Consider the following 24,046-nt stretch of genomic DNA (forward strand, 5'->3'; position numbering starts at 1 on the left):
CGCGCTTCGTCGGCCTGTGCACGGGTTCGGCCGCTGCGGGGATGGTGCTCCGTCAGTGCCGGGGCCTGTGTCCCGTCGGTCTACGCATCGGTTCGGCCGCCATGGCGAAGCCCGTCCGTCAGTGCCGGGGCCCGCGCTCCGCCCGTCTACGAGCCGGTTCGGCCGCCGCGGGGAAGGTTCTCCGTCAGCGCCGAGGCCTGTGCTCCACCGGCCTCCGCCACGATTTCCTCCACCGACTGCGCCTCCCGGACCACGGCGAACGCGACACCGCCGGAGCCGTCCGCCGCGAACCCGTGCACCGCGGGGCGCGCCAGCGAGTTGTACGCGTAGTGGTGGGCGAAGTAGTACGCCCCGGTGTCCAGCGCCGCCGCGTAGTCCCCCTGCTCCAGCAGCGGCAGCGACCGGCCCACCGCCAGCAGGTCGCCCGCGAAGCAGGCCGGTCCGGCCACGTCCTGCACCACGGCGGGCCCCTCCTTCGGCCGTCCCTTGCCGTCGTAGGCGGCGATCCGCAGCGGCCACGCCCCCGGCGCGTACACCGTCCGCGTCGCGACCTGCACCCCCGCGTGCGTCACCGCGACCGCCCGGCCCCCGGCGCTCTTGGCGTACTCCACCCGCGCCACCACCGTGCCGTGCTTGGCCAGCAGCGACCGCCCGAACTCGGTGACCAGGCCGTACCGCCCGTCGAACAGACCCGGCACCGTCTCGCGCAGCACGCGCGCGTACTCGGCGTACGTCGGTGTCGTCGCCTCCGAGGTGAAGTTCACCGGCAGCCCGCCGCCGATGTCGAGCGTGTCGACCTGCCGGCGGCCGGCCCGCTCGTTGATCTCCTCGGCGAGCGCGTAGGTCTCCCGCACGCCCTCGGCCATCAGCGTCAGCGGGATGCCCTGGGACCCGGTGTGCGCGTGCAGCCGGGTCAGCCACGGCCGGTCCAGATACGCCCGGACCACCCACTCCCGGGCCCCCTCGTCACGCAGCGCCACCCCGAACTTCGAGGTCGCCGTCGCCGTCGACAGCGCCTCGATGGAGCCGCCGCCGACCTGCGGGTTCACCCGGATGCCCAGCGGTGAGCCGCTGGGCGCGGACCGCACGATCGCGTCGATCCGGTCCAGCTCCTGCGGGTTGTCCGCGTTGACGGCGATGCCCAGGGCCAGCGCCTCGCGCAGCTCCTGAGGCGTCTTGGCGGGCGAGTCCAGCACCGTCCGCTCCGGTGGCACCCCCGCCGCGCGCGCCAGCGCCAGCTCGCCCGGGCTCGCGACCTCGGCGCCGATGCCTTCCTCGTCCAGCAGCCGCAGGACGGGCACCAGCGGCGTCGCCTTCACCGCGAAGGCGTGCAGCACGCTCGTCCCGGGCGCGGTCACCGCCTCGAACGCCGCCCTCAGCGCCGCCGCCGACTCCCGGATCCCGGCGACGTCGAGCAGTCCGACGATCGGGGCGTCGGGCCCGAGCAGGCCCTGTTCCACCGCTGCCCGCACCGCCTGGTCCCGGCGCGCGGCCCGCTCCGCGTCGGTACCGCCGAGGCCACCGCTCATGCCCGTGCCGTCGCTCACACGATCCTCCGTCCCCTCGCTGCCTGCACCCATGTCTCCCAGCCAAACACCCGCCACGCGCGCCCGCTGGCACACGCACGTATTGACTAGCTCTATTCATGAAGTCAGGATGTGAATAACCGCTGTAAACAATCCGCCGGGAGAAGCCACCAGGAGGCAGACCATGTCCGGACCCCGCCCTGTCCGCGCGCCACGCGGCACCGAGCTGAGCGCCCTGGGCTGGCAGCAGGAGGCCGCCCTGCGGATGCTGCAGAACAACCTCGACCCCGAGGTCGCCGAGCACCCCGACAAGCTCGTCGTCTACGGCGGCACGGGCAAGGCGGCACGCGACTGGCGGTCCTTCGACGCGATGGTCCGCACCCTGAAGACCCTCAAGCAGGACGAGACGATGCTCGTCCAGTCGGGCCGGCCGGTCGGCGTCATGCAGACCCACGAGTGGGCCCCGCGCGTACTCATCGCCAACTCCAACCTGGTCGGCGACTGGGCCAACTGGGAGGAGTTCCGCCGTCTGGAGTCCCTCGGCCTGACCATGTACGGGCAGATGACCGCCGGCTCGTGGATCTACATCGGCACCCAGGGCATCCTCCAGGGCACCTACGAGACCTTCGCCGCGGTCGCCGCGAAGAAGTTCGGCGGCACCCTCGCCGGGACCATCACCCTGACCGCCGGCCTCGGCGGCATGGGCGGCGCCCAGCCGCTCGCGGTGACGATGAACGACGGCGTCGCCATCTGCATCGACTGCGACCCCCGCGCCATCGACCGCCGCATCGAGCACCGCTACCTCGACGTGAGGGCCGACTCCCTCGACCACGCCCTCCAGCTCGCCACCGAGGCCCGGGACGCCCGCCGCCCGCTGTCCATCGGCGTCCTCGGCAACGCCGCCGACCTCGTCCCGCAGCTCCTCGCCATGGGCGCCCCCATCGACATCGTCACCGACCAGACCTCGGCCCACGACCCCCTGTCGTACCTGCCCACCGGGATCGCCTTCGAGGACATGGCCGACGCCGCCGCCAAGGACCCGGCCGGCTTCACCGCCCGCGCCCGCGAGTCCATGGCCCGGCACGTCGAGGCCATGGTCGGCTTCCAGGACGCCGGTGCCGAGGTCTTCGACTACGGCAACTCCATCCGCGGCGAGGCCCAGCTCGCCGGCTACGACCGGGCGTTCGCCTTCCCCGGCTTCGTCCCCGCCTACATCCGCCCCCTGTTCTGCGAGGGCAAGGGCCCCTTCCGCTGGGCCGCCCTGTCCGGCGACCCCGCCGACATCGCCAAGACGGACAAGGCGATCCTCGACCTCTTCCCCGAGAACGAGTCCCTGGCCCGCTGGATCAAGATGGCCGGCGAACGCGTCCACTTCCAGGGCCTGCCCGCCCGCATCTGCTGGCTCGGCTACGGCGAGCGCGACAAGGCCGGCGAGCGGTTCAACGACATGGTCGCGAGCGGCGAGCTGGCCGCGCCCGTCGTCATCGGCCGCGACCACCTCGACTGCGGCTCCGTCGCCTCCCCGTACCGCGAGACCGAGGCCATGCTCGACGGCTCGGACGCCATCGCCGACTGGCCGCTGCTCAACGCCATGGTCAACGTGGCCTCCGGCGCCTCCTGGGTGTCGATCCACCACGGCGGCGGCGTCGGCATGGGCCGCTCCATCCACGCCGGCCAGGTGACGGTCGCCGACGGCACGCGGCTCGCCGGCGAGAAGATCCGCCGCGTCCTCACCAACGACCCCGGGATGGGCGTCATCCGGCACGTAGACGCCGGGTACGACATCGCCGAGTCGGTCGCCGGGGACCGGGGCGTGCGGGTGCCGATGCGCGAGGGTGACGAGCGTTGAGCTTCCACAGCATGTGGGCGGAGCTGCTGCCGGTCGGCCGCAGCTCCGCCTCCGGCGGCTACCGCCGGTTCGCCTGGACCGGCGCCGACGCCGACTGCCGGGCCTGGTTCCGGGAGCAGGCGAAGGCGCGCGGACTGACGTACGAGGCCGACCGCAACGGCAACCAGTGGGCCTGGCTCGGGAACCCGGCCGAGGGCAACGCCGTCGTCACCGGGTCGCACCTGGACTCGGTGCCCGACGGCGGCGCCTTCGACGGACCCCTCGGGGTCGTCTCCGCCTTCGCGGCCCTGGACGAACTGCGCGGAAGGGGAGCACGGGTCACCAGGCCGCTCGGCATCGTGAACTTCGGCGACGAGGAAGGCGCCCGCTTCGGCCTCGCCTGCGTCGGCTCCCGGCTCACCGCCGGCTCCCTCACCGTGGAGCAGGCCCACCGCCTGACCGACGCCGACGGGATCACCCTCCCGCAGGCCATGGAGGCCGCCGGGTACGACCCCGGCACCATCGGCCCCGACCCCGAGCGGCTCGACCGCATCGGCGCCTTCGTCGAACTCCACGTCGAACAGGGCCGCGCCCTCGACCTCTCCGGCGACCGCATCGGCGTCGCCAGCGCCATCTGGCCGCACGGACGCTGGCGGTTCGACTTCCGCGGCGAGGCCAACCACGCCGGCACCACCCGGCTCGCCGACCGGCGCGACCCCATGCTCGGCTACGCCGAGACCGTGCTCGCCGCCCGCCGGGAGGCCGAACTCGCCGGTGCCGTCGCCACCTTCGGCAAGATCGCCGTCGAGCCCAACGGCGTCAACGCGATCCCGTCCCTGGTGCGCGGCTGGCTCGACTCCCGGGCCGCCGACCAGGAGACCCTGGACGCCGTGGTCGGCGCGGTGGAGAAGGCGGCCCGGGACCACGCCGCCGCCCACGGCGTCGACCTGGACGTCGAACGCGAGTCCTTCACCCCCGTCGTCGAGTTCGACCACGCCCTGCGCGACGAACTCGCCCGCATCCTGGGCAGCGGCACGGACCTGAAGGTGCCCGTCCTCGGCACCGGCGCCGGACACGACGCCGGAATCCTCTCCGGGCGCATTCCGACCGCCATGCTGTTCGTACGCAACCCCACCGGCGTCTCGCACTCACCGGCCGAGCACGCGACCGAGGACGACTGCGTGGCCGGGGTGAGAGCGCTCGCCGACGTACTGGAAGGGCTGGCCTGCACGTGACCACCACCGAGTGGACCCGGACGTACTGGCTGGAGCACGCCTGGCTCGGCACCCACGTCGAGCCGGGCGTCGCCGTGGACGTGCGGGGCGGCCGCATCGCCGCCGTCCGCCAGGACATCCCCGCCCCGCCACCGGGCGCCGAGATCCTGCGCGGGCTGACGCTGCCCGGACTGGCCAACGCCCACAGCCACGCCTTCCACCGCGCCCTGCGCGGCACCGTCCAGGTGGGCTCCGGCACCTTCTGGACCTGGCGCGAGGTCATGTACTCCGTCGCCGACCGGCTGACCCCCGAGACGTACCACGAACTGGCCCGCGCGGTGTACGCCGAGATGGCCCTGGCCGGCATCACCGCCGTCGGCGAGTTCCACTACGTCCACCACGCCCCCGGCGGCACCCCCTACGCCGACCCCAACGTGATGGGCGAGGCCCTGATCGAGGCCGCCGCCGAGGCCGGCATCCGCATCACCCTCCTCGACACCTGCTACCTGTCCTCCGGCTTCGGCGAGCCCCCGGGCGCCCACCAGCTCCGCTTCTCCGACGGGACGGCAGAGTCCTGGGCGCAACGCTGTTCAGTTCTCAAGGAACGGGATCACGCGCGGATCGGGGCCGCCGTCCACTCCGTACGGGCCGTGCCCGCCGACCAGTTGGCGACCGTGGCGCGGTGGGCCGAGGAGCGGCGGGCCCCGCTGCACGTGCACCTGTCGGAGCAGACCGCCGAGAACGACGGCTGCCGCGACGCGCACGGATGCACCCCGGCCCAGCTGCTCGCCGACCACGGCGTCCTCGGGCCGCGCACCACCGGCGTCCACAACACCCACCTCACCGACGAGGACATCGCGCTGATCGGCGGCAGCGGCACCGGCACCTGCATGTGCCCCACCACCGAACGGGACCTCGCCGACGGCATCGGACCCGCCGCCGCCCTGCAGAGCGCCGGCTCCCCGCTCTCCCTCGGCTCCGACAGCCACGCCGTGATCGACCTGCTCGAAGAGGCCCGCGCCATGGAGCTCAACGAGCGCCTGCGCACCCGCACCCGCGGCCACTGGACGGCCGCCGCCCTGCTGCGCGCCGCCACCGCCGACGGCCATGCCGCCCTCGGCTGGGACGACACGGGCAGCATCGAGGCGGGCGCCCGCGCCGACCTCACCACGATCGCGCTGGACTCGGTCAGAACAGCGGGGCCGCTGCCCAGGCTCGGCGCCGAGACGGCCGTATTCGCCGCGACGGCGGCCGACGTACGGCACACGATCGTGGGCGGACGGCATGTCGTACGCGACGGGGCGCACACCCTCGTACCCGATGTCCCCGAGGCCCTCGCGCGGGCAGCCGAAGCCCTCCGCGACTGACAACCGCCCGCCCCAGCCCCCACCAGGACGCCACGGACACCATGAGCAGCAGCACCGTCATCACCAACATCGCCGCGCTGGTCACCAACGACCCCTCCCTCGGTGACAACTCCCCCCTCGGACTGGTCCGGGACGCGGCCGTCGTCATCGACGGCGACCGCGTCGCGTGGACCGGTGAATCAAGCAAAGCACCCGCCACTGACAATCGCCTCGACGCCGAAGGCCGGGCGGTGCTCCCCGGCTTCGTCGACTCCCACTCCCACCTCCTCTTCGCGGGCGACCGCACCGAGGAGTTCAACGCCCGCATGTCCGGCCGCCCCTACGGCGCCGGCGGCATCCGCACCACCGTCGCCGCCACCCGCGCCGCGAGCGACGAGGAACTGGAGGCGGGCCTCACCCGCTACCTCGCGGAGGCCCTGCGCCAGGGCACCACGACCTTCGAGACCAAGTCCGGATACGGCCTGACCGTCGCCGACGAGTCCCGCGCCCTGCGCATCGCCGCCCGCCACACCGACGAGGTCACCTACCTCGGCGCCCACATCGTCGCCCCCGAGCACGCCGACGACCCGGCCGCCTACGTCGGGCTCGTCACCGGCGAGATGCTCGACGCCTGCGCCCCGCACGCCCGCTGGATCGACGTCTTCTGCGAGAAGGGCGCCTTCGACGGCGACCAGGCCCGTGCCATCCTCACCGCCGGCAAGGCCAAGGGCCTGCACCCCCGCATCCACGCCAACCAGCTCTCCTACGGCCCCGGCGTGCAGCTCGCCGTCGAACTCGACGCCGCCAGCGCCGACCACTGCACCCACCTCACCGACGCCGACGTGGACGCCCTCGCCAACAGCCGCACGGTCGCGACCCTGCTGCCCGGCGCCGAGTTCTCCACCCGCGCCGAGTGGCCGGACGCCCGCCGTCTGCTCGACGCCGGCGTCACGGTCGCGCTGTCCACGGACTGCAACCCCGGCTCGTCCTTCACTTCCTCCGTCCCCTTCTGCATCGCCCTGGCCGTACGGGACATGGGGATGACACCGGACGAGGCGGTGTGGTCGGCCACCGCGGGCGGGGCGGCGGCACTGCGCCGCGACGACATCGGCCGCCTCACCCCGGGCGCCTTCGCGGACCTGACCCTCCTCGACGCCCCGAGCCACGTCCACCTGGCCTACCGGCCCGGAGTACCGCTGGTCGCCGGGGTGTGGCGGCGGGGCGTCCGGGTGGTGTGACCGGCAGGAGCCCATGCGCAAAGCCTCCGGGAGCGGTGCTCCCGGAGGCCGGCACGAGTCAGGAATCCCTTCCTTCACGGAAGGGCGGCAGTCAGTCCTCGACCGTCAGCGCCTTGCGCAGCCGTACCAGCGTGCGTGAGAGCAGCCGGGAGACGTGCATCTGTGAGATGCCCAGCTCGTCACCGATCTCCGACTGGGTCATGCCGGCGACGAAACGCAGGGAGAGGATCTTCCGGTCCCGGGGCGGGAGTTCGGCGATCAGCGGCTTCAGTGACTCGACGTACTCGATGCCCTCGAGTCCGTGGTCCTCGTACCCGATGCGGTCCGCGAGCGCGCCCTCGGCGTCGTCCTCCTCCGGCTGGGCGTCCAGCGAGGAGGCGGTGTAGGCGTTGGACGCCGCCATGCCCTCGACGACCTCGTCGTCGGACAGGCCGAGGTGCTCGGCCAGTTCGGCCACCGTCGGGGCGCGGTCGAGCCGCTGGGCCAGCTCGTCGCCGGCCTTGGCCAGGTCGAGCCGGAGCTCCTGGAGGCGGCGCGGGACGCGCACGGACCAGGAGGTGTCGCGGAAGAACCGCTTGATCTCGCCGATGATGGTCGGCATCGCGAACGTGGGGAACTCGACACCGCGGGAGAGTTCGAACCGGTCGATCGCCTTGATCAGGCCGATCGTGCCGACCTGGATGATGTCCTCCATCGGCTCGCTGCGCGAGCGGAAGCGGGAGGCGGCGAACTTGACCAGGGCGAGGTTGAGCTCGACGAGCGTGTTGCGCACGTACGAGTACTCGTGGGTGCCTTCCTCCAGCGATTCCAGCCGCTCGAAGAGGGTCTTGGACAGGGCCCGGGCGTCGGCCGGAGCCACCTCGTCGTAAGCGGGGATGTCCGGAAGCCCGGCGAGGGCGCCGTCGAACCCGGCGCCTGTGTCTTGGTGCTCGATGGGATCCAGATGTTCCGGAGGGGGTGTCGACGTCGCTTCATGGGTACGCGATCCGTCGAGCCGGGGTGACATGATGTCCTCCATCGTTCTCGGCATACGGCTGCCGAAGCCAATGACGTGCACTGCGGTGTGCGGCGCCTCCAAAGCCGGCCGTGTCGGTTACGTGTTCCTACTAGCCCTACCGGGTTTACCGAGCCCACCGCAAGTGTGTTCTGTGCAGGTGTGTCCGTTTATGTGCGGTTGTTCGGGTGTCGAAGGGCGTAGCGAAGGCGTAGTGTTCGAGGGCGTCAGGAGCAGTCACGACCCCGGGAGAGAGAGACGGCATGGACCGCGGGACGGTCGGCAGCGCACAGTCGGGCCGGCTTCTGGTGGAGGTGCGGGAAGATGGCCACAGCGCCGTCGTGACTCCGGCGGGTGAGTTGGATCACCACACCGCCGACCTGTTGCGCGAGCCGCTGGAGGAGTGCCTCGCCAAGGGATTCAACCGGCTCGTCGTCGACTGCTCGCGCCTGGAGTTCTGCGACTCCACAGGACTCAACGTCCTGCTCGGGGCGCGGCTGAAGGCGGAGGCCGCGGGGGGCGGCGTGCACCTGGTGGGGATGCAGCCCGTGGTGGCGCGCGTGTTCGAGATCACCGGGGCGGAGGCAGTCTTCACCGTCCATGACACGCTTGAGGCGGCCCTGGCCGACGAGGCCGACTGAACCGTCCCCGCCCCGCCCCGATCCGCCCCGCGCCGGGCGGAAACGGGGCGCGTGCGGCCCGTGGGGACCGGCGATCGCCCCTCGTCCTGTGTTTCGTGCCCAATACAGGGGTGTTCTGTCGGTCCGCTCGGGCAGGAGACACCCTGAACCTGTCGGCTGCCCGGGCCGGGACACCGGGGCGGACTGCATCGCCGCCGTATATGGCGTGACCGACTGTGTACGACTTTGAGACATGAACTGGTGAATCGGTGAGGTGAAGCGCTGATGAGCACCACCCGGCCCTACTCGCCGGGCGACCGCGGTCCGGAGCCCAGCGGCGCTTCCGCGGCATCCGAGGGGGGCGCGTCCGCGACCGGGGAGTCCGAAGGGACGGTGCCCGTGGCCGCCGTCCCCACGGGGCACGCCGCCGGCCGGCAGGTCCGCAGGCTGAGCCTCGACGGTCAGAGCGGCGTCGTGCCGCTCGCCCGTGACTTCACCCGCCAGGCGCTGTACGCCTGGGGCTGGCTGCCCTCCGCCACCGCCGACCAGCGCGCCGCCGCCGAGGACGTCCTGCTCGTCGTGTCCGAGCTGGTCACCAACGCCTGCCTGCACGCCGAGGGGCCGGACGAGCTGTGGATCACCTGCGACAGGAAGGTGATCCGGCTGGAGGTCTCCGACCGCGGCACGGGCCAGCCGGCCCCCCGCACCCCGCACCGTGCCGGGCGCCCCGGCGGCCACGGCATGTTCATCGTGCAGCGGCTCTGCCTGGACTGGGGCGTCATACGGACCCCCGGCGTCGCGGGCAAGACGGTGTGGGCGGAACTGGGCGCACCGGCGTAGCGCCCGTCGGCCCCGGCTGACAGCAGCGCCCACGCACGCCCCCTCGGCACCCCGAGGGGGCGTCGCCGTGCCTCCCTCGACCACACACGCGACGCGACACCCACCCGGCCACCACCCCGCCGACCTCGTCGGCACCTGGCGCGGCTCGTACGCGGAGCGCCGGTGCCCGTGGGGCCGGTGCGTCGGGAACTGCCGTCCGAGACGTGTCGGCCGGCCGCCGTATCCGCCGACGAAGCTGCGGTCGGTCCCCTGGGCGGTCCGGTGGGGGCTGGTCGCCTGCGGCCGGTGCCTCAGCTGCCCGTGCGCGGGGAGCCGGCCCCCGCGGCCGTGCGGGGAAGTGGTCCTCCTGGGGCCGGCGCGTGGGGCGGCCTGTGCTGGAGCTGCTGTCCTTGGCGCCCACGGTGCGCCAGGGCCGCTGTGGCCGTCCCTGGATGATCCGGTGCGGGTCCGTCGCCCGCGGCCGGCGCGCCTGGGGTCGGCTCGTGGGCGGGGCCAGCCCCTTGCGATCGGAGCCGGGGACGCCTCGTACGTCGGGAGCAGGTCTTCTGTGGCCGGTGCCTTGGGCGACCCGCGGCGGGTGCCATGGGTGACCCGACCCGTGGCCGGAGGCTGAGGCGTTTCGCCGGCGGGGAGCCCGGCCCCGGCGCTCCCCGCCCGGGGAGACGCCCCCGAAAAGCCCGTAGGGCCGCCGTATCCCCAGGGATGCGGCGGCCCTACGGCAGCAAGGCCGGGGCGGACGGTGTCAGCGGACGTCGCCCATGAGTTCCTTGACGCGCTTGCGGTACATCCACACCGCGACACCGGCGACCACGGCGAGCGTGGCCTCCGCGGCGACGATGCCCGTCTTGTTCAGGTCGACGCCGGCGATGGACAGCAGACCCGTGGTCGCGTCACCGGCGGTGACGGCCAGGAACCAGACGCCCATCATCTGCGAGGCGTACTTCACCGGCGCCATCTTCGTGGTGACCGACAGGCCGACCGGGGAGAGCAGCAGCTCACCGCAGGTCTGGACGAAGTAGATCGCCACCAGCCACAGCGCGGCGGCCTTGTGACCGCCCTCGGCGATCGCCAGTGGGGCCAGGAAGAGGAAGAAGGACGCGCCGACCAGCACCAGGCCGAACGAGAACTTCACGATGGTGCTCGGCTCCTTGCCGCGCCGGGCGAGCGCCAGCCACAGCGTGGCGAAGACCGGGGCCAGGGCCATGATGATGACCGGGTTGACCGACTGGTACCAGGAGACCGGGAAGTCCCAGCCGAGGACGCTGTTCTCGGCCGAGGAGGAGGCGAAGATCGACAGGGTCGAGCCGCCCTGGTCGTAGATCATCCAGAAGACGGCCGCGGCGACGAAGAACCAGATGTACGCGGACATCTTCGACTGCTCGGCGCGGTCCAGCTCCTTGTCCCGCTTGATGCGGGTCAGCACCATCACCGGAATGATCACGCCGAGCAGCGTCAGCGGGACCAGGATCCAGTTCAGCGTGTAGTGGCCGGAGAAGCCGACGATCGCGTAGAAGACGACCGCGACGGCGGCCCAGAACGCGGACTTGCGCAGCGTCGACGCCTTCTCGGCGGCCGACAGCGGCTTCGGAACGACGCTGGAGTGCGGGGCGAGGTTGCGGCTGCCGATCAGGAACTGGGCGACACCCAGCGCCATGCCGAGCGCGGCCAGCGCGAAGCCCAGGTGCCAGTTGACGTTCTCACCGATCGTTCCGATGATCAGCGGCGCGGCGAAGGCACCCAGGTTGATGCCCATGTAGAAGACGGTGAAGCCGCCGTCACGGCGCGGGTCGTCCGGGCCGTCGTAGAGCTGGCCGACCATCGTGGAGATGTTGGCCTTCAGCAGACCGGAGCCGATGGCGACCAGGCCGAGACCGGCGTAGAACGTGCCGGACGACGGCAGCGCCAGCGTGAGGTGGCCGAGCATGATGACGCCGCCCGCGACGGCGACGGTCTTGCGGGGACCCCACACGCGGTCACCGAACCAGCCGCCCGGCATCGTGAGCAGGTACACCAGCGAGAGGTACACCGAGTAGATCGCGGTGGCGGTGCCGGCGCTCAGGCCGAGGCCACCCGGGGCCACGAGGTACAGCGGGAGCAGAGCCCTCATGCCGTAGTAGGAGAAACGCTCCCACATCTCGGTCATGAAGAGAGTGGCCAGTCCGCGGGGGTGGCCGAAGAAGGTCTTCTCGGACCCGGGGGTGCCCGGGCGGACCGAGTCCTTCGTCAGGCTGGACGCCATGGTCGTTCCTTGCTGGTCGGGACGCGCTCATGAGGCGATGCGCGCCCGGTGGGGGCGGCCGGCACCGGCGGCCTGGCCCGCCCACCCCACGCCCTGAGGGATTCCGCTCCGGATCACGGAGCGGCGGACGGTGACCACCGGGATCCACGCCTCGGCACGCGGCACTGCGCGCTGTGAGGCCCGGCCACAGGTCATTCCTTTCAAGGCTGGCCGTGGACCAGCCCGCACACAAAAGAGACCTTCAGCGTCAAAGCCGCCAAAGGTCCCCGTGGTGCTACAGGCGTTGATTCACCATACGGCAGGACACCGCCCGGTATGGAAGCACTTGAGACACGGATCACAGGTGATGACGGAACCGCAGACGATCTTTCGAAGGTCCATTCCAGGATGGCATCCCACAGCCGCAGGTTCGCACCGGGGTGCGCCGGGGGAGGCCGGGCAACGACGGGAGGCGGGTGTCCGGCATGTCCGAAGGTAAGAAGAGGCCGGGGCGATCACACCTCGGGCGTTGCTCCGAGCGGACTACCATCAGCTCATGACCCGTGTACTGCTCGCCGAGGACGACGCGTCCATCTCGGAGCCGCTGGCCCGCGCACTGCGCCGGGAAGGGTACGAGGTCGAGGTGCGTGAGGACGGACCCACCGCGCTCGACGCCGGGATGCAGGGCGGCGTCGACCTGGTCGTGCTGGACCTCGGCCTGCCCGGCATGGACGGCCTGGAGGTCGCCCGCCGGCTGCGTGCCGAAGGCCACACCGTGCCGATCCTCATCCTCACCGCACGCGCCGACGAGGTCGACACGGTGGTGGGACTGGACGCGGGCGCCGACGACTACGTCACCAAGCCCTTCCGGCTCGCCGAGCTGCTCGCCCGCGTACGGGCCCTGCTGCGGCGCGGTTCCGCCGAGCCCCAGCAGCCGGCCGCCACGCACGGCGTGCGCATCGACGTCGAGTCGCACCGCGCCTGGATGGGCGAGGAGGAGCTCCAGCTCACCGCCAAGGAGTTCGACCTGCTGCGGGTCCTGGTGCGCGACGCCGGCCGGGTCGTCACCCGCGACCAGCTGATGCGCGAGGTCTGGGACACCACCTGGTGGTCGTCGACGAAGACGCTGGACATGCACATCTCCTGGCTGCGCAAGAAGCTGGGGGACGACGCGGCCAACCCGCGCTACATCGCCACCGTGCGCGGCGTGGGCTTCCGCTTCGAGAAGAACTGAGCACCCGCGGACCGGGCAGCCGGACACGGGCGACACCGCGACACGGGTGAGAGGACATGCGCCGTCGACTGATCCAGTCCACGCTCGCCGTGGTGCTGGTCGTGATCGCCGTCTTCGGCGTCTCCCTCGTCATCGTCGAGACCCGGACGATCAGCAGCACCGCGCAGGAGCGGGTCGACCTGGAGGCCGCCCGGCTGGCCAGCATCGTGGACAGCCGTCTGCTCGGCACGGGCTCCGTCGACGCGGACATCCTGCGGCAGCAGGTCGAGGGCGACCGCTACGCCGAGATCAGCATCCCGGGCCGGCCGGTCATCGAGGTGGGCACCGAACCGACCGGTGAGGTCATCCGCGGGGAGGCCGTCGGGGAGGAGGGCGAGACCGTCCTCGTCGAGGAGCCCAAGTCGTCCGTGACCCGGGAGGTCGGCCGGACCCTGCTGATCATCGGGCTGGTGGCGCTGCTCGCGGTGATCGCCGCGGTGCTGCTGGCGATCCGCCAGGCCAACCGCCTCGCCTCGCCGCTCACCGACCTCGCCGAGACCGCCGAACGCCTGGGCTCCGGCGACCCGCGCCCACGGCACAAGCGGTACGGCGTCCCCGAGCTGGACCGGGTCGCGGACGTGCTGGACGCCTCCGCGGAGCGCATCGCCCGGATGCTGACCGCCGAGCGCCGGCTGGCCGCCGACGCCTCCCACCAGCTGCGTACGCCGCTGACCGCGCTGTCGATGCGCCTGGAGGAGATCACCCTCACCGACGACCCGGAGACGGTCAAGGAGGAGGCGACGATCGCGCTGACCCAGGTGGAACGCCTGACGGACGTGGTGGAGCGGCTGCTGACCAACTCCCGCGACCCCCGCAGCGGCTCCGCCGTCACCTTCGAGCTGGACGACGTCATCCAGCAGCAGATCGCCGAGTGGCGCCCCGCCTACCGCAGCGCGGGCCGCGCCATCGTCAGCTCCGGCAAGCGCCATCTGACGGCCGTGGGCACACCCGGCGCGGTGGCACAGGTGCTGGCCGCACTGATCGAGAACTCCCTGATGCACGGCGGCGGCACGGTGGCCCTGCGCACCCGGGTCACCGGCAACCAGGCGGTGGTCGAGGTCACCGACGAGGGGCCCGGCGTCGCGGCCGACCTGGGGGCGCGGATCTTCGAGCGCACGATCAGCGGCCGGAACTCGACGGGGATCGGCCTGGCCGTCGCCCGCGACCTCGCCGAGGCGGACGGCGGGCGCCTGGAACTCCTCCAGGCCAAGCCCCCGGTGTTCGGCCTGTTCCTGTCGCGCACCCACCCGCCGGAGAAGGCGGCGGCGGGGTCGGGGCAGACGGTCCGCTGACCGCCGGCCACGCGCGGCCGGGCCGGGCTACGGCCTGCGCGCCGCGCCGACCCGGGTCGCACCCGCAGGACGGTCGTCCGCGCTGCGGACCGGCGCCCGCTGCTCGGGCTCGGGGAAGGACTCGGCCCGGACCGGCGACTCCCGGGCCGGCAGCGCCCGGAAGACCCACGTGCGGTACGACCAGAAGCGGAACAGCGTGCCGAGGCCGATGCCGACGAACTTGAAGATGTTGCTCTGCAGCGGGCTGTCCCAGCCGAAACCGTACGTCGCCGTGTACAGCACACCGTTCTCGATCACGAGCCCGACCGCGCTGAACAGCAGGAACAGCGACATCTCGCGCGTGCGCCCGCTCTTGTCGCGGTCCCGGTACGTGAAGTAGCGGAAGCCCAGATAGTTGAAGACGATCGCCACGACGGTCGCGATGATGCTCGCCCGCACCACCTGCAGGTCGGTCGTGTGCCGCACCAGGTTGAACACGAGGAGGTTGACCAGAACCCCCGCGCCGCCCACCGCGCCGAACTTCACGACCTCCCGGACCAGCCGGTCGATCCGCTGCCGCACCGCGCCGCGGGGTGGCGGGGGAGCCGTTCGAGACCCCGAGGAACCCTGTCCCATGGTCGTGCAGGCCCCCGTCCGTCGGATGCGTCAACCCAGTCATGCTAACCACCCGCACACGCGATCTTCCTGCCGAACGGGGATGCGGAGCGGGCGGGCGCCCGGTGGAACGGCCGGTAATCCGGTGTGCTCCGCCCGGCCGATACGCTAGGGGCGTGACGTTCCCGGTAGTCGGCATGGTCGGCGGGGGCCAGCTCGCTCGTATGACACACGAGGCGGGCATCCCGTTGGGCATCAGGTTCAAGCTTCTCAGTGACACCCCTCAGGATTCCGCGGCGCAGGTCGTCAGCGATGTCGTCATCGGCGACTATCGCGACCTCGACACGCTGCGCGCGTTCGCACGGGGCTGCGACGTGATCACCTTCGATCACGAACACGTACCGACCGAGCACCTCAGGGCGCTGGAGGCGGACGGCATCCCCGTGCGCCCCGGCCCCGACGCGCTCGTGCACGCCCAGGACAAGGGCGTGATGCGGGCCAGGCTCGACGCGATCGGCGTGCCCTGTCCACGCCACCGGATCGTGAGCGATCCGCAGGACGTGGCGGCGTTCGCCGCGGAGGGGGACGGCTTCCCGGTCGTCCTCAAGACCGTCCGCGGCGGCTACGACGGCAAGGGCGTGTGGGTCGTGGACTCCGTCGAGGAGGCCGCCGAGCCCTTCCGCGCCGGCGTGCCCGTCCTCGCCGAGGAGAAGGTCGACTTCGTCCGCGAGCTCGCCGCCAACGTCGTGCGCTCCCCGCACGGCCAGGCGGTCGCCTATCCGGTCGTGGAGTCCCGGCAGGTCGCCGGCGTCTGCGACACGGTGATCGCGCCCGCTCCCGACCTCGACGAGGCCCTCGCCCTCAGGGCCGAGGAGATGGCGCTGAGCATCGCCAAGGAACTGGGCGTCGTCGGCCACCTGGCCGTCGAGCTGTTCCAGACCCGCGACGGCCGCATCCTCGTCAACGAGCTGGCGATGCGCCCGCACAATTCCGGCCACTGGACGCAGGACGGCGCGATCACGTCGCAGTTCGCCAACCACGTCCGCGCGGTCCTCGACCTGCCCCTGGGCGACCCGCGCCCGCGCGCCAAGTGGACGGTGATGGTCAACGTCCTCGGCGGCGACTACCCGGACATGTACTCCGCGTACCTGCACTGCATGGCCCGCGACCCCCAGCTCAAGATCCACATGTACGGCAAGGACGTGAAGCCCGGCCGCAAGGTGGGCCACGTCAACACCTACGGCGACGACCTGGACGACGTGCTGGAGCGCGCCCGTCACGCAGCCGGCTACCTGAGAGGCACCATCACCGAATGAGCCCTGTTGTTGGCATCGTCATGGGGTCGGACTCCGACTGGCCCGTCATGGAGGCCGCCGCCAAGGCCCTCGACGAGTTCGAGATCGCCTACGAGGTCGACGTCGTCTCCGCGCACCGCATGCCGCACGAGATGATCGCGTACGGCGAGCAGGCCGCCGGACGCGGGCTGAAGGCGATCATCGCCGGGGCCGGGGGCGCCGCCCACCTGCCCGGCATGCTCGCCTCCGTCACCCCGCTGCCGGTCATCGGCGTGCCCGTGCCGCTGAAGTACCTGGACGGAATGGACTCGCTGCTGTCGATCGTGCAGATGCCCGCGGGCGTCCCGGTCGCGACCGTCTCCGTCGGCGGTGCCCGCAACGCCGGCCTCCTCGCCGCCCGCATCCTCGCCGCCCACGACGAGGAGCTGCTGGGCCGCATGCGCGAGTTCCAGCAGGACCTCAACGACCAGGCCACCGAGAAGGGCAAGCGACTGCGCAACAAGGTCGCGGGCTCGGCCGGCTTCGGCTTCGGGAATTGAATGCTCCTCCTCGCGAGCGAGGGGGATACCTGGCTCACGCCGCTCGATCGCTCAGCGAACGGTCGAGTCTTACGCGATCAGCACCAGCCGGGTTCAGACCTGCCCGGACCGGCATCACGCGGGCGGAGTCCTTGTCCCTGGGGGATGAGGCTCCGCACGCGGTGCAGGTGTAGGTACGTGGCGAGAGAGGGAGTGCGTGCTTGGTTCTCGCTCCGCACTGCGCGCAGTCCATCGTGGTGTGAGCGGGGTGCACGAGACGGACGTCCCGCCCGTGTTCACGGCCCATCTCGATCAAGGCCCGCTTGGTCGCGCCGATCGCCGCGTCAGCGGCCTTGCGTGCCAGGGTGGTGCGGCTGAGGAACTTCGGCCGGAAGTCTTCCACTGCCATGGCGTCGTGGTCGCGAACGACTTTCTTCGCCCACTTGCGGCCGGTGTCCTGGCGTGGTCGCGCAACTTTCCTGTGGGCCTTGGCCCGCAGATGCTTGGCTTCCCGATAGTCCCTGGACGCCGCCTGCCCGTTCTTCGGCCCTACGGCGGGCTGTCGTCCGGTCGTACCGGGTCAGCTTCTGCATGGCCCTGCGGCCGTGCTCTGTGTGCGGAAGATCATGTGCGTCGCTGGTGGTCGTCGCAGTTTCCGTCACCCCCCAGTCGATTCCGATCACCATGCCCGTGGTGGGCAGGGGCACCACCTCTGCCGGAACCACGAACGAGCAGTACCAGTGACCCAGGGTGTCCTGATACACGCGAACAGAGGACGGTTCGGCCGGAAGGCTGCGCGACCACACCACCGTCAGTACGATCCCGCCCGCAAGGTACAGGCGACCGGCCCTCAGTCGGAAAGCGCGCCTGGTGTAGCTCAGCGTCGGCAGCGCACCGTGCTTCTTCTTGTATTTCGGCATCCCGGCGCGGCGGTGTACGGGCAGCCGCTGTCCGATGTCCTTCAGCGCCTTTGTGCGGGACTTGCCGAAGTCGCGGATGACCTGTTGCTGCGGAACCGAACTACCCTCCCGCAGCCATGCATTGCATGCTCTGGCTTCGGTGAGCATGCGATCGAGGCGGGCCGGGCCGCACGTTTCGCCGTCCCGGTGGGCCTTCGTGGAACGGGCGACGCACTCGTTCCAGACCCATCGGCAGCGGGCCCACTCGGCGTTGAGCGCGGCACCGGCGGCCGACGACACGCGCAGCCGGTAGGTGAAGCGAGTATGCCCGCCCGTCGGAGCCCCCTTCAGTTTCCCCAGCCCCCAATACCCGTCTCCCACGTGGAATGCAGCGGCATCTCGAACCGTCCGATGAAACCGTGCGTACGGCGTCCGCACGTTCGTGCCTCTGTTTCGCGCTCGCCACCCCGACTGGCGAATGCAAGAACACGTATTCTCATCAACCCTGCTCTGGCGGGGAGCTGTCCGAGCGTCGAACGCCCATGAGTCGGTTGGCAACGTGCAAACGCCCGGTTCCGTTCCTCCCCGGCATGAACGCCGGACCCCTAGCAAGAAACAGGTGATGCCCATGACCGCGTTGGACCAAGCCCGGGAGCTGTTGCGGGAGTTTCCCGTCGTGGACGGTCACAACGACCTGCCCTGGGCGCTGCGCGAGCAGGTGCGCTACGACCTCGACGCCCGCGACATCGCCGGCGACCAGGCCGCCCACCTGCACACCGACATCCCCCGGCTGCGCGCGGGCGGCGTCGGCGCGCAGTACTGGTCGGTGTACGTCCGCTCCGACCTGCCCGGCGCGGTGCCGGCGACGCTGGAGCAGATCGACTGCGTGCGGCAGCTCATCGACCGCCACCCCGGGGACCTGCGCGCCGCGCTGACCGCCGCCGACATGGAGGCGGCCCGCGCGGAGGGCCGTATCGCGTCACTGATGGGCGCCGAGGGCGGCCACTCCATCGACAACTCCCTCGCCACGCTCCGCGCCCTGTACGCGCTCGGCGTGCGCTACATGACGCTCACCCACAACGACAACGTGGCCTGGGCGGACTCGGCGACCGACGAGCCCCGCGTCGGCGGCCTGTCCGCCTTCGGCCGCGAGGTCGTGCGGGAGATGAACCGCGAGGGCATGCTCGTCGACCTCTCGCACGTGGCGGCGACGACCATGCGGGACGCGCTGGACACCTCCACCGCCCCGGTGATCTTCTCCCACTCCTCCTCCCGGGCCGTCTGCGACCACCCGCGCAACATCCCCGACGACGTGCTGGAACGCCTGCCCGCCAACGGCGGCGTGGCCATGGTGACGTTCGTGCCGAAGTTCGTGCTCCAGGCCGCCGTGGACTGGACGGCCGCCGCCGACGAGAACATGCGGGCGCACGGCTTCCACCACCTGGACACCAGCCCCGAGGCGATGAAGGTCCACCGCGCCTTCGAGGAGCGCACCCCGCGCCCCGTCGCCACCGTGTCCACGGTCGCCGACCACCTCGACCACATGCGCGAGGTCGCCGGCATCGACCACCTCGGCATCGGCGGCGACTACGACGGCACGGCGTTCACCCCGGACGGTCTGAACGACGTCTCCGGCTACCCGAACCTGATCGCCGAGCTGCTGGACCGGGGCTGGTCGAGGACCGACCTGGCCAAGCTGACCTGGAAGAACGCGGTCCGGGTGCTGGGCGCGGCCGAGGACGTGGCGCGCGACCTTCAGGCCACGCGGGGGCCGTCCAACGCGACGCTCGAAGCGCTGGACGGCTGAGAGAACCCCGCGGATCCCGCGGATCCCGCGGACCCGGGGGTCTCGGCGGTCTCGCCCGTCCCGTCGCCGAGGGCGGTGTAGTCGGTGTAGCCGGTCGCCCCGCCCACGTACATGAGGTAGCGGTCCCGCACCTGGTTCAGGGGTGCGCCGAGCCGCAGCCGCGCCACCAGGTCCGGGTTGGCGAGGAACGGCCGCCCGAGGGCGATGAGGTCCGCGCCGGCGGCCAGCAGCCGCTCGGAGGCGCGGAGCACGCCGTCCGCCGACAGCTCCTCGCCCAGCACCGGGTTGGCGATCAGCACCCCCGGCCAGCCGGCGCGGATCTTCCGGTACACCGGGGCGTCCGGGTCGGCGTGCACCAGGTGCAGATAGGCGAGCCCGAGCCCGCCGAGCCGCTCGACCAGCGCCGGGTAGATCTCCTCCGTCTCGCCCTCCGCGATGCCGTTGACGGTGTTGCCGGGGGAGACCCTGAGCCCCACCCGCTCGGCCCCGATCTCGGCGGCCACGGCCTCGGTCACCTCGGCCGTGAACCGGATCCGCGCGGCGACCGGACCGCCGTAGCCGTCGGTGCGGCGGTTGGTGTTGGCGGCCAGGAACTGGTGCAGGAGGTGGCCGTTGGCGGAGTGCACCTCCACGCCCTCGAACCCGGCGTCGAGCGCATTGCGGGCGGCCCGCGCGAAGTCGGCGACGGTGCGGCGGATGTCCTCGGCGGTCATCTCCCTCGGTACGACGGCCGGCCGGTGACCGCCCGGCGTGAAGATCGTCTCGGGGAGCGGCACGGGCGAGGGCGCCACCGGCGTCAGTCCGCTGGTCGCGGGGTGGCCGACCCGGCCGCCGTGCTGGAGCTGCAGGAACATCCGGCCGCCGGCGTCCCGCACGGCGTCGGTCACCTGCCGCCAGCCCGTCACGTGCCGCGGGGTGTGGATCGCGGTGATGTTCGGGTACGTCTGCCCGACCGCGTTGGGCGTCGCGGCCTCGGCGACGATGAGACCGGCGGAGGCGCGCTGGGCGTAGTAGGTGGCCATGAGCGGGGTCGGAGTGCCGTCTGCCTCGGCCCGGTTGCGGGTCAGGGGGGCCATCACCAGGCGGTTGGGGAGGGCCAGCGGGCCGAGGGCGGCGGGTGCGAAGAGGTCCGTTGAGTGCGACATGCCCGTACGCTAGAAGCTGACATTGATGTCAGAATCAAGTCCCGGGGGTGGGGAATGAGGATCGGCGAACTGGCCCGGCGCACTGCCGTCAGCGAACGGTCGCTCCGCTACTACGAGAAACAGGGACTCCTCGCGGCCGAGCGTACGCCCGGCGGCCACCGCGAGTACCCGGAGGCGGCCGTCGACCGCGTCATCCGCATCCAGGAGCTGTTCGCGGCCGGGCTGTGCAGCAGCAAGATCGCGCAGTTGCTGCCGTGCATGCGGGACACCGACGGCGGCCCCTCGGCCGTCGCCACCCCGCGCCTGGTCGCCGACCTCGCCGCGGAGCGTGACCGCATCGACCGCACGATCGCCGACCTGCTGCGCTCCCGGGACACGCTGGACGAGGTGATCGAGGCGGCCCGGGGCCGCTGACGGGCGAGCCGCCCGGCGCGCCGCGGGTGGGCCGGTGTCGTGTGCGTGTGGCCGGCCGGTGGCCGGTCGCGGCCGGTCGCGGGATGGTCGTCCGCGGTGCGGACCGGTGCAGGCTGCTCGGTGTGGCACGTTCACGTGGCGGGCCGAGGCGATGGTCGCCGGCGTGGCGTGTCCGCGTGGCAGCTGAGGCCGGTCAGCGGGCGGGGTCCGAGCGAACGGCCGCGTACGGTCCCGTCCGCCCTCCGTGGTCCGAACGCGCGTACCCCCGAACGCCCCGCCCACCAGGAACCACCCGGGGCTCCGTGCGACGGTGACGGTAACCGCGACGACCGTACGGAGCCCGCGTCATGGCAGATCTCCAGGACGACCTGCACACCAGCACCGAGGCCGGCGAGCTCGACGACCTGCCCGTGCCGTCGCGCGCCGAGGTCTTCCCGCCCGAGCCGTACGCGCCCGTCTCCGACCCCGACGACGAGCCACTGGCGCGGGCCCACGCCGTGCTCGCCGCGCACCCCGTCGCCGACGGCTGCAGCGGCCTGTCCCGGGCGCTCGGGCGCCTGCCCTGGTACGACCTGGAACTCGGCGAGTGCTCGGTCGACACCGACGTCCCCCGGCTGCGCGAGGGCCACGTCGGCGCCCTGTTCTGGTCGCTGCACCTGCCCGACGCCGTCGTCGGCGACCGGGCCGTCGGCGCCGCCCTGGAGCAGCTGGACCTGGTCGACTCGGTGGTACGGACCCATCCCGAGGGCCTGCGCCTGGCCTACGACGCCGGACAGACCACCGACGCCCGCAACTGCGGTCGCGTCGCCGTCGTGCCCGGCCCCGCCGGAGCCGCCGCCCTCGGCGACAGCCTCGGCGTCCTGCGCTCCCTGCACGCCCTCGGCCTGCGCGCCCTCACCCTCACCGGCGTGAGCTGGGCGGGCGAGGCGGGGCTCACCCGGTTCGGCGAGGAGGTCGTCCGCGAGATGAACCGGCTCGGCGTCATCGCCGACCTCTCCGGAGCCTGCGCGGAGACCGTCCGCCGCACCCTCGCCGTCTCCAAGGCACCGGTGCTGTGCACCCGCTCGGCCGCCCGCGCCCTGCGTCCGCACCCGGCCAACCTCCCCGACGACCTGCTCATCGAGCTGGGCGCGGCCGGCGGTGTGTGCATGGTGCCGCTGACCGCGGAGCAGACCGGCCCGACCGTCCGCGACGTCGCCGACCATCTCGACCACGTCCGCACGGTCGCCGGCCCGGAGTGCGTCGGCCTGTCCGGCACGTACGACACCGGCACCGCCCACCCGCTGGAGCTGGGCGACCCTTCCTGCTACCCCCGCCTCGTCGCCGAGCTGCTGCGGCGCGACTGGGCCGAGCCCGACGTGGCTCTGCTGACCTGGGGCAACATCCAGCGCGTGCTGCGCGGCGCGGCCTTCACCGCCCGCGCCGCGCAGCAGCGCCGGGAGCCGTCACGGGCGACGATCGCCGGGCTGGACGGCTAGGGCCTTGCGTCCGGGTCACGTCACGGACGCGGGGGCGGACGTCAGGCGTGTTCGATCCGGCACAGGCAGAACGGATGCCCCGCCGGATCGGCGTACACCTGGAAGTCCTTCTTCTCCCGGTCCTCCAGATCCAGCGGCCGGGCGCCCAGCGCCAGCACCTTCTCGTGCGCCGCGTCGATCTCCTCCCACGTCGACCCGGCGTCGAAGTCCAGGTGGAACTGCTGGGCGTTGCGGTCGGAGCGCGGCCACTCCGGCGGGGTGAGGCCGGGCGCCCGCTGGAAGGCCAGCCGCGGCCCGCCGGGCACCTGGAGCACCACCCAGTCGGGGTCCTCCTCCTCGGGGGTGCCGCCCGCGACCTGCGCGTAGAAGCGGGCCAGCTCTCGGGGTTCTGGGCAGTCGAGAACGACGGAACGGAAACGTGCCACGGATGCCATGGAAAGGGACCTCCCGGTGTCCTCGTCGATCAGGCGGCGCAGAGGCAGAACGGGTGCCCGGCCGGGTCCGCGTAAACCCGGAAGCCCCGCGAGCGGTCCTCCACGTCCAGCGGCTTCGCGCCCAGCTCCAGCACGGACTTCTCCGCCGCGTCCAGATCCCCCACGTTCAGGTCCAGGTGGAACTGCTGGGAGTGGTCGGGCGCCGGCCACTTCGGCGGTACGAAGCCGGGGGCGGCCTGGAAGGCCAGCATCTGCCCGCCGGGCAGCCTCAGGTCCACCCAGTCGCCCTCGCCCTCGACGGATCCGCCGAGCACCTCCGCGTAGAAACCGGCCAGCGCGCGGGGGTCGGGACAGTCCAGGACGACGACGCCCAGTTCGGCGACAGCCATGACTTCCTCCTCGAAGTCCGCGGTTACCCACAAGAGCGGGTAACCGGTAACGGTTACTGCATGCTCCCGCATTGGCGGTAACGTCGCAAGCATGAGTGAGAGATCGCCCGCGCCGGGGGGCCTGGATCTGGTCCAGTCCCTGGTGAACACGCTGGACATCGAGACGGGCGGAGACTCGCTCGACACACCGCAGGGCCGGGCGCGTTTCGGGCTGACGGAGGACGAGGTGCCCGCCGTACGGGAACTGCGGGAGTCCCTGCGGGCGGCCCTGCTCGCCCACGCCGGCCACCCGCCGCACCGCGCGGTGACCCCCCTGGGCGAGCTGCTGGCCGGGGCCCCGCTGGTGGTGACGGTCGACGCGGCCGACGGCTCCGCCGCGCTCGCCCCCGCCGACGCCGGCCCCCTGCTCTCCCGCGTCGCGGCAGCCGTCGCCGAGGCGCTGGTCGCGGGCACCTGGACCCGGCTGAAGGCGTGCGAGGCCGCCGACTGCCACTGGGCGTACTACGACCGCAGCCCGGCCGGACGCGGCCGCTGGTGCTCCATGCAGGTGTGCGGGGCACGCGCCAAGATGCGCCGGTACCGCGCCAAGGGAGCGTAGGGCGCATGACGGTTCACCGGCCGCCGGCGTGTCCGGTGGTGCAGAATACTGACGGACGCCGCTTCGGCCGACTGAGCCTCGGCCGA

At 72.2% G+C, this 24,046-nt stretch carries 21 protein-coding genes and 1 pseudogene; 14 read left to right on the plus strand and 8 right to left on the minus strand.

Annotation, left to right across the window (positions count from 1 at the left end):
- Positions 1 to 146: 146 nt before the first annotated feature.
- Positions 147 to 1,529, minus strand: coding sequence for a type III PLP-dependent enzyme domain-containing protein (locus H0H10_RS00025; RefSeq protein ID WP_188178715.1), 1,383 nt, complete (start codon positions 1,527 to 1,529; stop codon positions 147 to 149).
- Between the two features lie 181 nt (positions 1,530 to 1,710).
- On the opposite strand from H0H10_RS00025, the gene hutU reads away from it, so the two are divergent.
- From hutU to hutI, 4 genes are read left to right on the plus strand one after another with little or no spacing between them, the layout of a single operon-like run.
- A complete protein-coding gene (gene hutU / locus H0H10_RS00030) occupies positions 1,711 to 3,375 on the plus strand; it encodes a urocanate hydratase (RefSeq protein ID WP_188178688.1) in 1,665 nt (554 codons plus the stop codon).
- Positions 3,372 to 4,589, plus strand: coding sequence for an allantoate amidohydrolase (locus H0H10_RS00035; protein ID WP_188178689.1), 1,218 nt, complete (start codon positions 3,372 to 3,374; stop codon positions 4,587 to 4,589). The genes hutU and H0H10_RS00035 overlap by 4 nt, the downstream gene beginning before the upstream one ends.
- Positions 4,586 to 5,935 carry a formimidoylglutamate deiminase gene (locus tag H0H10_RS00040; RefSeq protein ID WP_188178690.1) on the plus strand — a complete coding sequence of 450 codons (1,350 nt, stop codon included), beginning with the start codon at positions 4,586 to 4,588 and terminating at the stop codon, positions 5,933 to 5,935. Before H0H10_RS00035 ends, H0H10_RS00040 begins: the two co-directional genes overlap by 4 nt.
- Positions 5,936 to 5,976: 41 nt before the next feature.
- Positions 5,977 to 7,152 carry an imidazolonepropionase gene (gene hutI / locus H0H10_RS00045; protein ID WP_188178691.1) on the plus strand — a complete coding sequence of 392 codons (1,176 nt, stop codon included), beginning with the start codon at positions 5,977 to 5,979 and terminating at the stop codon, positions 7,150 to 7,152.
- Positions 7,153 to 7,243: 91 nt separating this feature from the next.
- Here hutI and H0H10_RS00050 read toward each other — a convergent pair whose 3' ends face one another.
- A complete protein-coding gene (locus tag H0H10_RS00050) occupies positions 7,244 to 8,170 on the minus strand; it encodes an RNA polymerase sigma factor SigF (protein WP_188178692.1) in 927 nt (308 codons plus the stop codon).
- A 239-nt stretch (positions 8,171 to 8,409) separates the two neighbouring features.
- Between H0H10_RS00050 and H0H10_RS00055 the strand changes: the two genes are divergently transcribed.
- Positions 8,410 to 8,787, plus strand: a complete 378-nt coding sequence (locus tag H0H10_RS00055) for an STAS domain-containing protein (RefSeq protein WP_188178693.1) — start codon at positions 8,410 to 8,412, stop codon at positions 8,785 to 8,787.
- Between the two features lie 264 nt (positions 8,788 to 9,051).
- Positions 9,052 to 9,606, plus strand: coding sequence for an ATP-binding protein (locus H0H10_RS00060; protein ID WP_188178694.1), 555 nt, complete (start codon positions 9,052 to 9,054; stop codon positions 9,604 to 9,606).
- Between the two features lie 742 nt (positions 9,607 to 10,348).
- On the opposite strand, the gene H0H10_RS00065 is transcribed toward H0H10_RS00060, so the two are convergent.
- Entirely contained in the window at positions 10,349 to 11,845 is a 1,497-nt protein-coding gene (locus H0H10_RS00065) for an MFS transporter (protein WP_188178695.1), read from the minus strand.
- Between the two features lie 535 nt (positions 11,846 to 12,380).
- Here H0H10_RS00065 and H0H10_RS00070 point away from each other — a divergent pair.
- Together H0H10_RS00070 and H0H10_RS00075 are read left to right on the plus strand one after the other, a co-directional pair.
- Positions 12,381 to 13,058 (plus strand): response regulator transcription factor, encoded by a 678-nt coding sequence (locus H0H10_RS00070; protein WP_188178696.1) that lies wholly within the window; start codon positions 12,381 to 12,383, stop codon positions 13,056 to 13,058.
- Positions 13,059 to 13,114: 56 nt separating this feature from the next.
- Positions 13,115 to 14,389 carry a sensor histidine kinase gene (locus H0H10_RS00075; RefSeq protein ID WP_188178697.1) on the plus strand — a complete coding sequence of 425 codons (1,275 nt, stop codon included), beginning with the start codon at positions 13,115 to 13,117 and terminating at the stop codon, positions 14,387 to 14,389.
- Between the two features lie 27 nt (positions 14,390 to 14,416).
- Here the strand turns inward: H0H10_RS00075 and H0H10_RS00080 are convergent, their stop codons facing one another.
- Positions 14,417 to 15,004, minus strand: a complete 588-nt coding sequence (locus H0H10_RS00080; protein WP_223179162.1) for a GtrA family protein — start codon at positions 15,002 to 15,004, stop codon at positions 14,417 to 14,419.
- Positions 15,005 to 15,159: 155 nt separating this feature from the next.
- Between H0H10_RS00080 and H0H10_RS00085 the strand changes: the two genes are divergently transcribed.
- Both H0H10_RS00085 and purE read left to right on the plus strand, forming a co-directional pair.
- Entirely contained in the window at positions 15,160 to 16,299 is a 1,140-nt protein-coding gene (locus H0H10_RS00085; RefSeq protein ID WP_188178698.1) for a 5-(carboxyamino)imidazole ribonucleotide synthase, read from the plus strand.
- On the plus strand, positions 16,296 to 16,817 hold the full coding sequence (gene purE / locus H0H10_RS00090) for a 5-(carboxyamino)imidazole ribonucleotide mutase (protein ID WP_188178699.1): 522 nt from the start codon (positions 16,296 to 16,298) through the stop codon (positions 16,815 to 16,817). The genes H0H10_RS00085 and purE overlap by 4 nt, the downstream gene beginning before the upstream one ends.
- A gap of 34 nt (positions 16,818 to 16,851) precedes the next feature.
- On the opposite strand, the pseudogene H0H10_RS00095 reads toward purE, so the two are convergent.
- Positions 16,852 to 18,055, minus strand: a pseudogene (locus H0H10_RS00095) (RNA-guided endonuclease InsQ/TnpB family protein).
- 268 nt (positions 18,056 to 18,323) lie between these two features.
- Between H0H10_RS00095 and H0H10_RS00100 the strand changes: the two are divergent.
- On the plus strand, positions 18,324 to 19,502 hold the full coding sequence (locus H0H10_RS00100) for a dipeptidase (protein ID WP_188178700.1): 1,179 nt from the start codon (positions 18,324 to 18,326) through the stop codon (positions 19,500 to 19,502).
- On the opposite strand, the gene H0H10_RS00105 is transcribed toward H0H10_RS00100, so the two are convergent.
- On the minus strand, positions 19,451 to 20,647 hold the full coding sequence (locus H0H10_RS00105; protein ID WP_188178701.1) for an alkene reductase: 1,197 nt from the start codon (positions 20,645 to 20,647) through the stop codon (positions 19,451 to 19,453). The genes H0H10_RS00100 and H0H10_RS00105 overlap by 52 nt on opposite strands.
- Positions 20,648 to 20,701: 54 nt before the next feature.
- Here H0H10_RS00105 and H0H10_RS00110 point away from each other — a divergent pair, with 54 nt between their 5' ends.
- Positions 20,702 to 21,061: a MerR family transcriptional regulator gene (locus H0H10_RS00110; RefSeq protein ID WP_188178702.1), complete on the plus strand. Its 360-nt coding sequence runs from the start codon at positions 20,702 to 20,704 to the stop codon at positions 21,059 to 21,061.
- Between the two features lie 347 nt (positions 21,062 to 21,408).
- A complete protein-coding gene (locus tag H0H10_RS00115) occupies positions 21,409 to 22,539 on the plus strand; it encodes a dipeptidase (protein ID WP_188178703.1) in 1,131 nt (376 codons plus the stop codon).
- A gap of 41 nt (positions 22,540 to 22,580) precedes the next feature.
- Here H0H10_RS00115 and H0H10_RS00120 read toward each other — a convergent pair whose 3' ends face one another.
- Entirely contained in the window at positions 22,581 to 22,973 is a 393-nt protein-coding gene (locus H0H10_RS00120; RefSeq protein WP_188178704.1) for a VOC family protein, read from the minus strand.
- A 29-nt stretch (positions 22,974 to 23,002) separates the two neighbouring features.
- Positions 23,003 to 23,362 (minus strand): VOC family protein, encoded by a 360-nt coding sequence (locus H0H10_RS00125; RefSeq protein WP_188178705.1) that lies wholly within the window; start codon positions 23,360 to 23,362, stop codon positions 23,003 to 23,005.
- Between the two features lie 91 nt (positions 23,363 to 23,453).
- Here H0H10_RS00125 and H0H10_RS00130 point away from each other — a divergent pair, with 91 nt between their 5' ends.
- The gene (locus H0H10_RS00130) at positions 23,454 to 23,960 is read left to right on the plus strand and encodes a CGNR zinc finger domain-containing protein (RefSeq protein WP_188178706.1); all 507 of its coding nucleotides are present in this window, start codon (positions 23,454 to 23,456) and stop codon (positions 23,958 to 23,960) included.
- The last annotated feature ends 86 nt before the right edge of the window (positions 23,961 to 24,046 follow it).

Origin of the sequence: Streptomyces griseicoloratus (assembly GCF_014534645.1) — a bacterium.
Classification (GTDB): Bacteria; Actinomycetota; Actinomycetes; order Streptomycetales; family Streptomycetaceae; genus Streptomyces; species Streptomyces griseicoloratus.

What these genes read in the sequence shown, in the direction of transcription:
- hutU (WP_188178688.1), top strand. Translation starts at nt 1,711, where the DNA reads ATGTCCGGACCCCGCCCTGTCCGCGCGCCACGCGGCACCGAGCTGAGC.
- H0H10_RS00060 (WP_188178694.1), top strand. Translation starts at nt 9,052, where the DNA reads ATGAGCACCACCCGGCCCTACTCGCCGGGCGACCGCGGTCCGGAGCCC.
- H0H10_RS00105 (WP_188178701.1), bottom strand. Translation starts at nt 20,647, where the DNA reads ATGTCGCACTCAACGGACCTCTTCGCACCCGCCGCCCTCGGCCCGCTG.
- H0H10_RS00065 (WP_188178695.1), bottom strand. Translation starts at nt 11,845, where the DNA reads ATGGCGTCCAGCCTGACGAAGGACTCGGTCCGCCCGGGCACCCCCGGG.
- hutI (WP_188178691.1), top strand. Translation starts at nt 5,977, where the DNA reads ATGAGCAGCAGCACCGTCATCACCAACATCGCCGCGCTGGTCACCAAC.
- H0H10_RS00100 (WP_188178700.1), top strand. Translation starts at nt 18,324, where the DNA reads ATGACCGCGTTGGACCAAGCCCGGGAGCTGTTGCGGGAGTTTCCCGTC.
- purE (WP_188178699.1), top strand. Translation starts at nt 16,296, where the DNA reads ATGAGCCCTGTTGTTGGCATCGTCATGGGGTCGGACTCCGACTGGCCC.
- H0H10_RS00080 (WP_223179162.1), bottom strand. Translation starts at nt 15,004, where the DNA reads ATGGGACAGGGTTCCTCGGGGTCTCGAACGGCTCCCCCGCCACCCCGC.
- H0H10_RS00055 (WP_188178693.1), top strand. Translation starts at nt 8,410, where the DNA reads ATGGACCGCGGGACGGTCGGCAGCGCACAGTCGGGCCGGCTTCTGGTG.
- H0H10_RS00110 (WP_188178702.1), top strand. Translation starts at nt 20,702, where the DNA reads ATGAGGATCGGCGAACTGGCCCGGCGCACTGCCGTCAGCGAACGGTCG.
- H0H10_RS00115 (WP_188178703.1), top strand. Translation starts at nt 21,409, where the DNA reads ATGGCAGATCTCCAGGACGACCTGCACACCAGCACCGAGGCCGGCGAG.
- H0H10_RS00025 (WP_188178715.1), bottom strand. Translation starts at nt 1,529, where the DNA reads ATGAGCGGTGGCCTCGGCGGTACCGACGCGGAGCGGGCCGCGCGCCGG.
- H0H10_RS00075 (WP_188178697.1), top strand. Translation starts at nt 13,115, where the DNA reads ATGCGCCGTCGACTGATCCAGTCCACGCTCGCCGTGGTGCTGGTCGTG.
- H0H10_RS00070 (WP_188178696.1), top strand. Translation starts at nt 12,381, where the DNA reads ATGACCCGTGTACTGCTCGCCGAGGACGACGCGTCCATCTCGGAGCCG.
- H0H10_RS00120 (WP_188178704.1), bottom strand. Translation starts at nt 22,973, where the DNA reads ATGGCATCCGTGGCACGTTTCCGTTCCGTCGTTCTCGACTGCCCAGAA.
- H0H10_RS00050 (WP_188178692.1), bottom strand. Translation starts at nt 8,170, where the DNA reads ATGGAGGACATCATGTCACCCCGGCTCGACGGATCGCGTACCCATGAA.
- H0H10_RS00125 (WP_188178705.1), bottom strand. Translation starts at nt 23,362, where the DNA reads ATGGCTGTCGCCGAACTGGGCGTCGTCGTCCTGGACTGTCCCGACCCC.
- H0H10_RS00130 (WP_188178706.1), top strand. Translation starts at nt 23,454, where the DNA reads ATGAGTGAGAGATCGCCCGCGCCGGGGGGCCTGGATCTGGTCCAGTCC.